The following is a 14,054-nucleotide window of genomic DNA, read 5'->3' as shown; positions in this document are numbered from 1 at the left end:
TTCTTTTAAAAGCGTCCTACAAAACTTTTTGGTGCTAAATCTGGCAAAACATAAGCTTCTTTAGACTCCGATTTGCGTTCGTTACCAATATCCATCAGGTATTCAATAATAGCGTTACGTGTATGCTTAAAGTTGGCATTATCGTTCAATTCGGTTTTATCTCTAGGGCGCTCAATATCAATTTTAAACTCAGGTCCCAACGTAGCTTTCGGTCCCGGACGAAGCGGAATAATGCGATCGGCCATATAAATGCCCTCATCTACATCATTCGTAATTAATAAGGCGGTACGCTTATCTTTCCCCCAGATATTTAAAATCTCATCCTGTAAATTTCCGCGAGTTAAGGCATCTAAAGCACCTAAAGGCTCATCCATAATAATCATTTCAGGTTTCATAGCTAAAGCTCTGGCAACAGCCACACGTTGTCTCATACCGCCCGAAAGCTCTTTTGGGCGCTTATTTATGGCGTGCGACAAACTCACCATATCAACAAAATTCACCACAATATCATGCAGCTCCTTTTTACTTTTCTTAGGAAAAACCTCTTTCACAGCCATATAAATATTCTGCCCAACGGTTAACCAAGGCAGCAACGAATAATTCTGAAAAATCACGCCGCGCTCATGACTCGTTCCAACAATAGGTACACCTTTAAACAAAACCTCGCCCGATGTTGGCTGCAACAAACCATTAATTAAATTCACCAAGGTTGTTTTTCCGCTGCCTGTAAACCCAACAATAGCAACAAATTCGCCTTCATTAATAGTTAAATTGATGTTAGACAACACCTCTGTAACTTGGTCTCCAACCCCGTAAGATTTATAAACATTATTTAATTCTAAGTATGCCATTTTTTTTCATTTTACGTTAATTTGGGCGTTACCACAAGGGTCGGGCTATGCGTTACAATCTTTTTTAAGTTTCACTTCCGCGTTGCTTCGTTCGCTTAAAAAAGGATTTTCACTACTATCCCTAACGCAATACCAATCGTTTAAATACCATCATTTTTATTAAAAGACACCAGGTTTTGTATGGTAAGCATGATTCTATCTAATAAGAAACCTATAATACCAATAACAAACATGGCCACTATAATTTTAGAATTCGAATCGTTGGCTCCATTTTGAAATTCCTCCCATACAAACAATCCTAAACCAGGACTTTGAGCTAATAACTCAATGGCAATTAAAACCATCCAGGCCACCGAAAGTGTAATTTTTAAACCTGTAAAAATTAATGGTAACGACGAAGGAAGCACCACTTTAAAAATCTTTTGTACAGGACCTAACTTAAGTACTTTAGCAACGTTTATATAATCTTTATCTACCGAGGCAACACCCATAGCGGTATTTACTAAAGTGGCCCACATAGAGCATAAGCCTACGCTTATAAAAGAAATTATAAAGGAACTATCGTCACTGGAATCTATGAGTATCGTTTTTACAATCATAAACACTAACAGGTACCAAACTACGGGCGAAACCGGTTTAAAAATTTGAATAAACCAATTAAAGGCGCTTTTTAAAGTCGGACTCAACCCAATAAGAATACCAATAGGAACTGCAATAATTAATGCAAGTAAAAACCCCGCAAAAACTGTTTTTAAACTCATTATAATTTGGTCTACAAACGATGGTCTTCCTGTGTAAACAATAGGGGCTTCCCCTTGTGCCAATCGTTTCGCGTTTAAATCGGCTGTTTTTTCAATAAAAGCAGCTTTATCGGCCTTTATAATTTTATGATCTCGCAACAGCGACTGGTACGATTCCCAAACTTGTGTTGGCGATGGCAAAGTATTTGGCTGGCAGCTAATATCGCCCGATGCAATACAAACTCTTAATGCTTCGGCAGCCTCAGGACCTTGTTCATTTAAAGCCTTTTCTATTTTAAAATTGGCTTCAATATCGTGTAAAGATTTAGCACCCAGATGCCACAGTCCAATAAATAGTAATATCGATGTTATGGGAACTACTACCTTTAATAAAAATTTTTTAAAATCTTCTTTCTCTAGTTTTCCTGTAAACAAATCTTTTAGCGTGGTTAAAAAACCCAATCCTAAAAACTTCGTTATTTTACTTATTGCTACACTCTGACTCATGATTACTAAATTTTATTAAAATTTGTATGTTTTACTTGTCTTTGTTTCCAATTGAGAAACTGTTAATATATCCTATAGGATCTTTGGCGTCGTATTTTGTACCATCAATAAAATCGGTGGTTGCTGGTTTATAACCATCGGTTTTAGGAATATCTGTGGCAGGTATTTTTCCTTCTTCAACTAAAATATTAGCAGCCTTTAACCAAATATCTGGTCTGTATATATCTTTAATAGTTTTCTCATACCAATCTGCTGGTTTAGCTTCAGGAATTTGTCCCCAACGACGCATTTGAGTTAAAAACCAAATACCATCAGAGTAGAAAGGATAAGTAGCATGATATTTATAGAAAACATTAAAGTCGGGCATACTACGCTTATCACCTTTTTCAAACTCGAAAGTACCAGTCATAGAATTAGCTAACACCTGCTCGTCGGCTCCTACGTATTGCGACATAGATAATATTTTAACAGCTTCAGCACGGTTGCTTGGTTCGTCTAGCCATTTACCAGCACGTATTAAAGCTTTGGTAACTGCTATGGCTGTATTCGGATTTTCTTCCACAAACTTTTTAGTCATTACAAATACTTTTTCCGGATTGTTTTTCCAGATATCGTAATTGGTAACAACGGGCACACCAATACCTTTAAAAACAGCTTGCTGGTTCCATGGCTCACCCACACAATAACCGTAAATAGTTCCTGCTTCTAAAGTTGCAGGCATTTGTGGCGGAGGCGTAACAGACAGTAATACATCGGCACCAATTTGACCTTGTACATTCTCTGCCGTGTACATCCCTGGGTTAATTCCGGCGGCAGCCAACCAATAACGTATTTCGTAATTGTGCGTAGATACAGGAAATACCATACCCATTTTAAATGGTTTACCGCTATTTTTATATTCTGTAATAACAGGTTTTAAAGCATCTGCTTTAATAGGATGAATGGTTTTCCCATCGGAATCTAAAGGCACATTAGGTTTCATTTTAGCCCATACATCGTTAGACACTGTAATACCGTTACCATTTAAATCCATTGAAAAAGCCGTTACTAAATCGGCTTGTCTACCAAAACCAGCACCTGCTGCTATAGGTTGTCCTGCAAGCATATGCGAACCGTCTAATTGTCCATCGATAACACGGTCTAAAACATTTTTCCAGTTAGATTGTGCCTCAACTGAAACAAACAATCCTTCATCTTCAAAGAATCCTTTTTCTTTTGCAATGGCCAAAGGAGCCATATCGGTTAGTTTTATAAAACCAAATGTTAGTTGTGGTTTTTCAATGCTTAATTTTTTTGTTTTTGAAGTTTCGGTTACAACCTCGTCGGTTGTTTTTTTAGAATCTTTTCCTCCACAAGAAAATAGTAGTAAGGAAACCGATAAAATCCATGATGCTTTTGTTAGTAGTGATTTCATATTGATTAGTTTTAAATTAAGTATTAATACTTACTTATTGATGCAAATATATACGTATACTTAATTTTAAACGATGAAATCAGCCATAAAAAAACCACTTTTTTTACCATTAAAAAACATGACAAAAAACATATTTTATTTTTAAAATACTAATAATCAAAATTATAAAGACAAATACACATACTGCTGTAAATAAAAAACCATACGTAAAAAACGTATGGTTTTTAAAAAATTTATTATAAATACGTATTAACTATCTAAGTAGAAGTTATGTTCACTTATTTCGTTTTTAAGACGTTGTATATCGGGGATTCCAATTTTTTTTCCTTTAGATGAAATTAAATTTTCTTTTTTAAGTGCAGAAAACACGCGTATAACCTGTTCTTCCGATGTTCCTGCATAATCGGCATATTCCTTTCGGGTTAAAGCAATATCAAGAAAGCCTTTATTCGCACCAAACTTTCTATGTATGTATAACAAGCCGTCTATAACACGTTCTCTAACGGTCATTTGAGAAATTGATTTTACTTTAGACTCACTCCTATTAAGTTCGTTTGCGTAGAAAAGCATAAAATCGTAAGCAAATTTGGGGTTGTTTAAAAGTGCTTCCTGCAAATTATTCTTAGAAAAATAGCACAATATCGTATCTTCTAAGGCAATGGCTCCAATGGAATAAAACTCTTCTGTTCCAAAACCTCTATGCCCTATAATCTCCCCTTTTGTAGCAAATCTCACAATTTGTTCTTTACCACTAATACCCGTTCTAAAAACCTTCACTTTACCTTTTAAAACAAAAAATAAACCGCTAACACTAGCGCCTTCAATTATAAACTGCTGACCTTTTTTACACTTTATGTTACTTTTTAAATGAAGTAAATTTACATCCTTTAATACCGCAACATTTCGTTTTATTAAACAGGTATAATTTTCGCATGCATCGCAAGACACATCAAAAGACGTTCGTTTTCTAACTTGGGTTTTTATGGTTTTCGATGGTTCGTTTTGCAATTTAAAACAGATTTAAAATTCTTTATTCCATTTATTTGAATCAAATATAAGTATTAATACTTATAATATAAAATAATAATTACGTAATTTGTTTGAAATATTCATTTTATCGTTATATTTGTTTATATATAACGATTTATATGATTATCATCGAATCTGCCTTAAATATTATCAAGGCAAACACAACTCCCCTGTTAAAGGAAACAAAGAAACAAGTTGAAAAAGCTGGAGGTTACAAACTTTGTAAAGATGTATATGCACCCATAAACATGCCGCCATTTAGGCAATCTGCCATGGATGGTTATGCTGTTTGCTTGCATGATAAGCAAATTTATAATGTTATAGATGAAATTAAAGCGGGCGATAACCATCAACCCATATTAAAAAAAGGCGATGCGGTTAGAATTTTTACAGGTGCTCCTGTGCCAGATACTGCAAACTGCGTTATTATGCAGGAAAAAGTGATGGTTAATGGGAAAAGCATCAAAATTACAGACCCCATGAATCTGCAAGACAATATAAGGTCTATTGGAGAACAAGTAAAAAAAGGCCAAGTTGCTCTTAAAAAAGACACCAAATTAACGCCTGCTGCTATTGGCTATTTAAGTTCTTTGGGTATAACAGAAGTTGCTGTTTATAAAAAACCTCAAATAGCTATTATCACAACAGGCAATGAATTAGTAGAAGCTGGAACCTATCTGGAATACGGACAAATTTATGAGAGTAATTCTAAAATGCTTCTAAGCGCTTTATACAGCCTGAAATTTTACGAAGTTACCATTCACAACATTAAAGACGATTACCAACAAACAGTTAAAGCATTAAGTAAAGTTATAGAAAACAACGATTTGCTTTTAATTACCGGTGGTATTTCGGTGGGTGATTACGATTTTGTTGGTAAAGCTCTGGCTGAGCTAAAGGTTGAAGAGTTGTTTTATAAAGTAAAACAAAAACCTGGCAAGCCTTTCTTCTTCGGAAAAAAAGAATCGACGCTTGTTTTTGCTCTTCCAGGAAATCCTGCAGCTTCATTAACCTGCTTCTACATGTATGTTTATGTATCGCTTCAAAAGCTAATTAACAATGAGCGTGAAGATTTACAACGAGTGCAGGCTAAGTCCGCTTCTAAATTTATTAAACGAGGTGACAGACCACAATTTCTAAAAGCTATTTATAATAATGGTAATGTCGAAATTTTAGAAGGTCAGAGTTCGGCAATGCAACAAACTTTTGCTTTATCTAATGCCTTGGTATTTGTATCAGAAGAACAAACAAAAATAAAAATTAACGATATCGTTGAAACAATTTTATTACCCGTGTAACTATGAGTTATAAAATTAAAAGTCGCATATGGATTGAGTTTGAAGACAATGTACTTTTAGGTGAAGGTCGTGTACGCTTACTAAAAGCCATCGATAAAAAAGGATCGCTTTCTGCTGCTGCAAAGTCTTTAAAAATATCATATAAGAAAGCTTGGGATATGATTGATGCCGTTAACAAATCGGCAAAAGAACCTGTAACCATTACAAGCACAGGTGGCAAAGGTGGCGGCGGTGCCCAATTAACAAATTATGGAAAATCCCTCATAAATGCTTTCGACGACATTAATCAAAATTGTTGGACTTTTTTAGACTATCAACTTAGTAAAATAGAAAATATTTAAGATGTTTCAAACCGAAAACATATACGCTTTTTTGTTTATTTTACCTGTCATTTCGTTTCTTTATGCAAGTGTAGGTCATGGCGGCGCCAGTGGTTATTTAGCACTCATGGCCTTGTTTTCGTTTGCTCCTGAAACAATGAAACCTACGGCACTCCTACTAAATTTATTTGTAGCCGGAATTTCTTTTTATTATTACTACAAAGCTGGACACTTTAACAAAAAACTTTTTTTACCGTTTGCAATTAGCTCGATACCTTTAGCTTTTTTAGGCGGAAGCATTGCGATAGATGCATCTATTTACAAAAAAATATTAGCGATCTTATTGGTTTTTGCCATATTAAAAATGCTGAATATTTTTGGAAATGATACTCACAAAATTAAACAGGTAAAATTATGGCAAGGCTTATTAATTGGCAGTATTATCGGGTTCTTCTCGGGGCTTATTGGTATTGGCGGTGGTATTATTTTAACACCCATCATTTTACTTTTACATTGGGGGAACATGAAAGAGGCTGCGGCTGTTTCGGCATTATTTATATGGGTTAATTCGGCTGCTGGATTATTTGGTCAAATAAGTAGCGGTGTAACTATTCAAAAAGAAGCCTTTATTCTGGTAATGGTTGCCTTATTAGGCGGTGTTCTTGGAGGTTATTTAGGGAGTAAAAAATTAAACAATCAGAAATTGCGTTACATCTTAGCGTTTGTTTTAGCAATTGCCTGTTTTAAACTGTTTTTAACTTAAAATGATAGCTAAAAAAAACATAACAGGCATCATTCTTTCCGGCGGAAAAAGTTCGCGTATGGGAACAGACAAAGGCTTGTTATTATATAACGAAAAACCTTTCACACAATACAGTATTGATGCACTAGCACCTTTTACTTCTGAAATTATAATCGTTTCAAATTATAAAAATTACGATGTTTTTGGTTTAAAACGGGTAAACGATTTATTTGAAGAAGCCGGGCCATTGGCAGGTATTTATTCAGGATTGAAACATTCTAAAACCGATTATAATTTGGTTTTAAGTTGCGACATTCCACTAATTACCTCGGGAATTATAAATCAGATAATAGACCATTTTGATTCTAATTTCGATGTAATTCAAGTTGAAACCAACCATAAAACCATGCCTTTAATTGCCCTGTATAAAACCTCCTGTAAAGAACTTTTTTTTAACCTTTTAAAACAAGGTGAACGGCGTTTACAATATGCTGTAAATCAATGCAAAGTAAAAACAATAACCCTAGATACTGAAAACGAAAAATGCACTTTAAACGTAAACACGCCCGAAACTTTAAAAACCTTAACCAACAAACCATTTAGAGAAAATATATAGTGAAACCAATGAAAATTAATATTAAATATTTCGGACAAATAGCAGAAGTTACAAACAGAGATTCTGAAATTATTGAGGTGTCTGCCAAAACCATTTCAGAGTTAACAGATTGGATATATTTAAAATTCCCCGATTTAAAAAACAAAGATTTTCAAGTAGCACAAAACCAAGAATTGGTGTCGATTGAAACCAAAATTACAGGAAACGAAATCGCTTTATTACCGCCTTTTTCGGGAGGATAATTTAAGTTTAAGTGTTGATGCGTTTAAATGCTTAAACAACTCAACAAATAAACAATTAAACAAAAATGAACAGATACAACAGACATATCATCCTTTCAGAAATTGGTCAAATTGGCCAAGACAAACTATCCAACGCCAAAGTTTTGGTAGTTGGCGCCGGTGGTTTAGGTTGCCCTATTTTACAATATCTGGCTGCGGCTGGTATTGGAACTCTTGGTATTATTGATTTAGATGTTGTAGATATTACAAACTTACAACGCCAAGTTTTATATGGCAGCAGCAGTTTAGGAGAAAATAAAGCCATAGCAGCTAAAAAACGTTTGAACGATTTAAACAACTCAATTTCTATTAACGCTTACGCGGAAAAACTAAGCTACCAAAACGCCCTAGATCTTTTTAATTTATACGACATTATTGTTGATGGTTCCGATAATTTTGAAACGCGATATTTGGTAAATGATGCCTGTGTTTTAAGTAATAAACCTTTGGTATTTGGTGCTATTTACAAGTTTGAAGGTCAGGTTTCGGTATTTAATTACCAAAACGGACCAACATACCGCTGTTTGTTTCCAGAAAAACCTAAAAAAGATAGCATTCCTAACTGCGCTGAAACAGGCGTTTTAGGCGTTTTACCAGGCATTATTGGCAGTATGCAAGCTAATGAAGTGCTTAAAATTATTTTAGGCATTGGCCAAGTGCTATCTGGAAAACTATTTTGTTATAACGCTTTAACGCTTCAAAACACAACCATCAACATAAAAAAATCTGAAAAAGAAATTGAAAAGGTTTTAAAGATGCACTCTCAGTTTCATTTGCAAGAATTACATTTTACATGTCATGTTTTAGAAAATAGCATATCCATACAAGAAGCGCTAAAACTTGAACACGCGCAGTTTATTGATGTTAGAGAAGCGCATGAATTACCTAAAATTACTGGTTTAAATGTCTTACAAATACCTTTAAGTGATTTTGAAAATCAATGCCACAAATTAAATCCTGAAACCAAAAAACTTCTGTTTTGTCAGTCGGGAATTCGAAGTAAAAAAGCTGTTGAAATTTTGAAAAATAAAAACATTCATAACGGTTTCAGTATTAACGAAGGCGCTTCAGAAATATATAAATCAACCTCAAACAAAATCGATACTTTAAAAACACAATCATGGAACATAAAAAAATAAAAAGTGTATTCAAACAAGGAGCTATTTCTTCAGAATTTATTGGAGAATCCATTGCGAAGCATCAAAGTAAAACAAGTATTGGCGCTCATAATATTTTTTTAGGTCAAGTTCGTGCCGATGTTATAAACAATAAAACGATTTCAGCCATAGAATACACGGCTTACGAAGACATGGCCAATATAAAATTTCATGATATTAGAGAAGCCGCTTTTGAAAAATTCGATTTAACCTGTATGCATATTTATCACAGTTTAGGTATTGTAAAAGCTGGAGAAATATGCTTATTCGTTTTTGTATCGGCACCCCGACGAAAGGTGGTTTTTAAAGCTTTAGAGTTTATTGTTGAAGCCATTAAAGCCGATGTTCCGGTTTTTGGTAAAGAAATTTTTGAAGACGATACGCATCAATGGAAAACTAACACATAACCGTTTAATTGATGATCTGTTTAATCGTTTAATTGTAAATTACCAATAAATATGGCATATACGTTTTCATTTGAAAAACTTAATGTTTGGATAGATTCTAAAGAATTAGTTAAATCTATATATCTAATTACCAAAGAATTTCCAAGCGAAGAAAAGTTCGGATTAACCAATCAACTTAGACGTGCTTCAATTTCTATATCTTCAAATTTAGCGGAAGGAACTTCTAGAATTTCCAACAAAGACCAAGCTCATTTTTCAACTATGGCTTTTAGTTCATTAATGGAAGTTTTAAATCAAATCATAATTTCTTATGAATTAAAATTAATAGATGAAACCAATTATAAAAACATAAGAACAGAAATTGAAAAAATAGCTAATAAATTAAATGCTTTACGAAAAGCTCAATTAAACAGTTAAACAAATAAACGATTCAACACATCATGGTAGACATCACACATAAAAACACCACATTAAGAACTGCTGTTGCGCAAGCCATTGTAAAAGTGAGTAAACAAGAAACTATAGATGCAATAAAAAACGATACCGTTCCCAAGGGGCATGTATTTGCCATGAGTAAAGCAGCAGGATTATTAGGCGTTAAACGCACCCCAGATATTTTGCCTGATTGTCACCCCTTACCTATTGAGTTTACAGGGGTTGAATACGACATAAACGATTTGGAAATTACTGTGCTTTTTACGGTGAAAACCATATACAAAACCGGTGTAGAAGTTGAGGCTATGCATGGTGCCAGTGTGGTAGCTTTAAACATGTACGATATGTTAAAACCAATCGATAAAGGCATCGAAATTTTATCTATTAAACTGCTTAATAAAAAAGGTGGTAAATCAGATTTTAAAAATAAATTTAGAACGGGTTTAACCGCGGCGGTTATTGTGTGTTCCGATACCATTTCGGCTGGACAAAAAGAAGATAAGGCGGGAAAAGCAATTATTAGTAAACTAGAAGAAAGTCAGGTTACGGTTAGAGATTATATTATTATTCCCGATGAATTAGAAATAATTCAAAATAAAGCTAGACACTACCAAGAAAATGGTGTCGATTTAATTATTTACACAGGAGGCACAGGCTTATCAAACCGCGATGTAACACCGGAAGCCTTGCTTCCCATTTTAGACAGACGCATTCCTGGCATTGAGGAAGCTATTAGAAACTACGGACAAGATAGAACTCCTTATTCGATGTTATCGCGAAGCTTAGCTGGGACTATAAAAAACACTTTAGTTTTAGCGCTACCAGGCTCTACAAACGGTGCTAGGGAATCTATGGATGCTATTTTCCCTTCGGTGTTACATATTTTCGGGATTTTAAGAGGTGCCAGACATGATTAAACGTTTATTCGTGGAATCGTTTAGTCGTTTAGTCGTTTAACCGATTAAACAATTAAACGATTCAACAATGACACAATCACACAAAACAAACCAATGAACGAAAACAACAACATATTACAAGATTTACATGGCAGGAACCACGGGTATTTGCGTATTTCACTCATTGAAAGGTGTAATTTACGTTGTTCTTATTGTATGCCAGAAGAAGGTGTGCAACTGTCTCCTAAAAGCCATTTAATGACTTATGAAGAAATCTATGAAATAGCCAAAACATTCGTTAAACACGGCGTTAGAAAGATTAGATTAACCGGTGGCGAGCCATTAATTAGAAAAGATATACCCATTATATTAGAAAAACTGGCTTCGTTGCCTGTTGAATTATCCATTACATCAAATGCCGTAATCATTGATAAGTTTATTGATGTTTTAAAGGTGAATGGCGTTAAAAAAATTAATATCAGTCTCGATTCGTTAAATCGTGAAAAATTCAAACAAATAACCCGTCACGATCAATTCGATATCGTTTATAAAAACATGTTGCTTTTAGTTGAAAAGGGTTTCACGGTGAAAGTAAATGTGGTATTAATGAAAAACTTCAACGAGAATGAAATTATAGATTTTATAAATCTTACCAAAGACTTACCCATTGTTATTCGATTTATTGAATTCATGCCTTTTGATGGTAATAAATGGGATATGAGTAAAATGGTATCTTATGTTGAAGTCATGAATATCGTTAATGCTTCATTTCCAACGGATGCTATTATTCGATTAAATGATGCTCCAAATGACACATCGAAAAACTATAAAATTGAAGGCTATCTAGGTAGTTTTGCTATTATCAGTTCGGTAACCAATCCGTTTTGCGATTCTTGTAACAGGTTGCGATTAACGGCTAATGGGCAACTTAAAAATTGCTTATTCTCTTCTACAGAATCGGATTTATTAACCACTTTACGAAAAGGAAAAGCTATTGAGCCCATTATTAAAAAAGCGGTACAAGCCAAGTATAAATTGAGAGGTGGCATGGATACTTTAGATAAATTACAAACGCCAGATTTACACAACAACAACCGAAGTATGATTACCATTGGTGGATAAATAATGAGTAAAAAAAAGTTAACAATTTATTTGCTAACTCTTTTTTGCTATCAATTTAATCCTCATTAGAAATTACATAATTTAAAAAAAAGCCAGCGAAATAGATACTGGCTTGTAAATTGCTATTAACATAACGTCTCTCAAACGTTAAATCTTATTCAAATTTACTTCGATTGTATTGATGAAAATCTAGTTTTTCGATAGATGGAATTTTAATGTAGATAAATTGCTTTAAATGAAAGATTAATAGAATTTAATACTTTTTTATTTGCACTTGATATAGAACAAATTAATCAAGCTAGATAAATTTGTTTGTATTAAATAAAAAAGCCAGCTGTATTAGTGCTGGCTTGTAAATTGCAATTAACATAACGTCTCTCACACGTTAAATCTTATTCAAATTTACATCGATTGTATTGATGAAAATCTAGTTTTTCGATAGATGGAATTTTAATGTAGATAAATTGCTTTAAATGAAAGCTTAACAGAATTTAATACTTTTTTATTTGCACTTGATATAGAACAAATTAATCAAGCTAGATAAATTTGTTTATATAAAATAAAAAAGCCAGCTGTATTAGTGCTGGCTTGTAAATTGCTATTAACATAACGTCTCTCACACGTTAAATCTTATTTAAATTTAAATCGATTGTATTGATGAAAATCTAGTTTTTCGATAGATGGAATTTTAATGTAGATAAATTGCTTTAAATGAAAGCTTAATAGAATTTAATACTTTTTTGACACTATCCCGTAAAGTGTGTAAGTTAAAAATCGAGGGTTTAACTTTTTTAAAGTTGAACCCTTTTTTCAAATATAGTTAAAAACTGGTTTAAAATAATGCCCCAGTTCCTAATAGGCATCGACCATTTTTTGGTAGCCTCTCTAAGGGCTAAAAAAGTGGACTTCATAACAGCTTCATCTGTTGGGAATGAGAGCTTGTTTTTAGTGTATTTTCTGATTTTTCCATTAAGGTTTTCAATAAGGTTCGTAGTGTAAATGATTTTTCTAATTTCTAAAGGAAATTCATAGAAAGCGGTAAGTTCTTCCCAGTTATCTCTCCAGCTTTTAATAGCGTAAGAGTACTTGTGTTCCCATTTCTGAGCAAAGTCTTCTAGGGCGGCTTTTGCTGCACTTTTGGTGGGTGCATCGTAGATGCTTTTCATGTCCTTTGTAAATTCTTTCTTGTCTTTCCAAACAACATACCGACAAGCATTACGAATCTGGTGTACCACGCAGATTTGGGTTTTAGATTCAGGAAAAACGTTTTTAATGGTGTCGGTAAAACCGTTAAGATTATCTGTGGCCGTGATAAGCAAATCCTGAACGCCTCTGGCTTTCATATCGGTTAGTACACTCATCCAAAAGGCTGCCGATTCATTCTTCCCCAACCAAAGCCCTAAGACTTCCTTTTTACCATCTCTACGCAGTCCTACGGCGATGTACATGGTTTTGTTAATGACTTTGGAGTTCTCCCGAACCTTAAATACGATGCCATCCATCCAAGTAATTAAATATACGGGCTCCAGAGGTCTGTTTTGCCAAGCAACAATATCATTGGTAACTTTATCTGTGATACGTGATATGGTAGATGTGGATACATCAAAATCGTAAACTTCTCGGATTTGCTCTTCAATATCAGAATTACTCATACCCTTGGCATAAAGGCTGATAATGACGTTTTCTATGCCATCAACCATGTTAGTGCGTTTAGGAACCAGCATAGGGTTAAAAGAAGCGTCCCGGTCTCTGGGAACTTTAATATTAGTCTCTCCTAAAGCTGTTTTTATCTTTTTAGACCCATAGCCGTTACGGGTATTGCTATTATCGGATTGCTGATGCTTCTCATAGTCTAAATGAGCATCAAGTTCCCCTTCTAGCATCTTTTCAATACCTCGCTTTTGAATGGATTTTAGAAAGGAGGTCAGTTCGTCTCCTGTTTTAAACTGTTTTAAAAAATCGTCGTTTAGAAAATCTTCTTTCTTCATAAGTGTGTAAATTTTAAAATTAAACAAAAAAATATCGAGGGTTGCAACCCTCGATATTTTTAACTTTACACACTTTGTGAGATACTACCACTTTTTTATTTGCACTTGATATAGAACAAATTAATCAAGCTAGATAAATCTGTTTGTATAAAATAAAAAAGCCAGCTGTATTAGTGCTGGCTTGTAAATTGCTATTAACTTAAAAGTCTCTAGCTTGTATAATCATTGTTAATATAGAGCGATTATTTTAA

At 34.0% G+C, this 14,054-nt stretch carries 15 protein-coding genes; 10 read left to right on the top strand and 5 right to left on the bottom strand.

The features are described from left to right. Positions 1-5 precede the first annotated feature (5 nt). The 4 genes from AW14_RS10755 to AW14_RS10740 all read right to left on the bottom strand — a co-directional run bounded on the left by AW14_RS10755 (position 6) and on the right by AW14_RS10740 (position 4,520). Positions 6-851 (bottom strand): ABC transporter ATP-binding protein, encoded by an 846-nt coding sequence (locus AW14_RS10755; RefSeq protein ID WP_044638808.1) that lies wholly within the window; start codon positions 849-851, stop codon positions 6-8. 140 nt (positions 852-991) lie between these two features. Beyond that, positions 992-2,098 carry an ABC transporter permease gene (locus tag AW14_RS10750; protein WP_044638807.1) on the bottom strand — a complete coding sequence of 369 codons (1,107 nt, stop codon included), beginning with the start codon at positions 2,096-2,098 and terminating at the stop codon, positions 992-994. Between the two features lie 31 nt (positions 2,099-2,129). After that, positions 2,130-3,512, bottom strand: a complete 1,383-nt coding sequence (locus AW14_RS10745) for a CmpA/NrtA family ABC transporter substrate-binding protein (RefSeq protein WP_044638806.1) — start codon at positions 3,510-3,512, stop codon at positions 2,130-2,132. Positions 3,513-3,761: 249 nt separating this feature from the next. Continuing rightward, positions 3,762-4,520 carry a Crp/Fnr family transcriptional regulator gene (locus tag AW14_RS10740; protein ID WP_245617583.1) on the bottom strand — a complete coding sequence of 253 codons (759 nt, stop codon included), beginning with the start codon at positions 4,518-4,520 and terminating at the stop codon, positions 3,762-3,764. 140 nt (positions 4,521-4,660) lie between these two features. On the opposite strand from AW14_RS10740, the gene AW14_RS10735 reads away from it, so the two are divergent. The 10 genes from AW14_RS10735 (at position 4,661) to moaA (ending at position 11,815) form a co-directional block, all read left to right on the top strand. Continuing rightward, on the top strand, positions 4,661-5,839 hold the full coding sequence (locus tag AW14_RS10735) for a molybdopterin molybdotransferase MoeA (protein WP_044638805.1): 1,179 nt from the start codon (positions 4,661-4,663) through the stop codon (positions 5,837-5,839). A 2-nt stretch (positions 5,840-5,841) separates the two neighbouring features. Continuing rightward, complete coding sequence (locus AW14_RS10730; protein WP_044638804.1) at positions 5,842-6,180, top strand: winged helix-turn-helix domain-containing protein; 339 nt, start codon at positions 5,842-5,844, stop codon at positions 6,178-6,180. Position 6,181: 1 nt separating this feature from the next. Then, positions 6,182-6,922 carry a sulfite exporter TauE/SafE family protein gene (locus AW14_RS10725; protein WP_044638803.1) on the top strand — a complete coding sequence of 247 codons (741 nt, stop codon included), beginning with the start codon at positions 6,182-6,184 and terminating at the stop codon, positions 6,920-6,922. 1 nt (position 6,923) lies between these two features. Beyond that, the gene (gene mobA, locus AW14_RS14515) at positions 6,924-7,517 is read left to right on the top strand and encodes a molybdenum cofactor guanylyltransferase (RefSeq protein WP_052647483.1); all 594 of its coding nucleotides are present in this window, start codon (positions 6,924-6,926) and stop codon (positions 7,515-7,517) included. 8 nt (positions 7,518-7,525) lie between these two features. Continuing rightward, positions 7,526-7,759 (top strand): MoaD/ThiS family protein, encoded by a 234-nt coding sequence (locus AW14_RS10715; RefSeq protein ID WP_044638802.1) that lies wholly within the window; start codon positions 7,526-7,528, stop codon positions 7,757-7,759. A 65-nt stretch (positions 7,760-7,824) separates the two neighbouring features. Then, complete coding sequence (moeB, locus tag AW14_RS10710) at positions 7,825-8,937, top strand: molybdopterin-synthase adenylyltransferase MoeB (RefSeq protein WP_044638801.1); 1,113 nt, start codon at positions 7,825-7,827, stop codon at positions 8,935-8,937. After that, positions 8,919-9,362 carry a molybdenum cofactor biosynthesis protein MoaE gene (locus tag AW14_RS10705; RefSeq protein WP_179944493.1) on the top strand — a complete coding sequence of 148 codons (444 nt, stop codon included), beginning with the start codon at positions 8,919-8,921 and terminating at the stop codon, positions 9,360-9,362. Before moeB ends, AW14_RS10705 begins: the two co-directional genes overlap by 19 nt. Positions 9,363-9,413: 51 nt before the next feature. Continuing rightward, complete coding sequence (locus tag AW14_RS10700; protein ID WP_044638800.1) at positions 9,414-9,779, top strand: four helix bundle protein; 366 nt, start codon at positions 9,414-9,416, stop codon at positions 9,777-9,779. A gap of 23 nt (positions 9,780-9,802) precedes the next feature. Continuing rightward, positions 9,803-10,714, top strand: a complete 912-nt coding sequence (gene moaCB, locus AW14_RS10695; RefSeq protein WP_044638799.1) for a bifunctional molybdenum cofactor biosynthesis protein MoaC/MoaB — start codon at positions 9,803-9,805, stop codon at positions 10,712-10,714. A gap of 93 nt (positions 10,715-10,807) precedes the next feature. Continuing rightward, positions 10,808-11,815 carry a GTP 3',8-cyclase MoaA gene (moaA, locus tag AW14_RS10690; protein ID WP_044638798.1) on the top strand — a complete coding sequence of 336 codons (1,008 nt, stop codon included), beginning with the start codon at positions 10,808-10,810 and terminating at the stop codon, positions 11,813-11,815. A gap of 791 nt (positions 11,816-12,606) precedes the next feature. Here moaA and AW14_RS10685 read toward each other — a convergent pair. Next, positions 12,607-13,803 (bottom strand): IS256 family transposase, encoded by a 1,197-nt coding sequence (locus tag AW14_RS10685; RefSeq protein WP_044637031.1) that lies wholly within the window; start codon positions 13,801-13,803, stop codon positions 12,607-12,609. Positions 13,804-14,054 lie beyond the last annotated feature (251 nt).

Origin of the sequence: Siansivirga zeaxanthinifaciens CC-SAMT-1, from assembly GCF_000941055.1 — a bacterium.
Lineage (GTDB): Bacteria > Bacteroidota > Bacteroidia > Flavobacteriales > Flavobacteriaceae > Siansivirga > Siansivirga zeaxanthinifaciens.
Note: the sequence above shows the minus strand (reverse complement) of the source record. Positions and strands in the feature narration are given on the sequence as shown.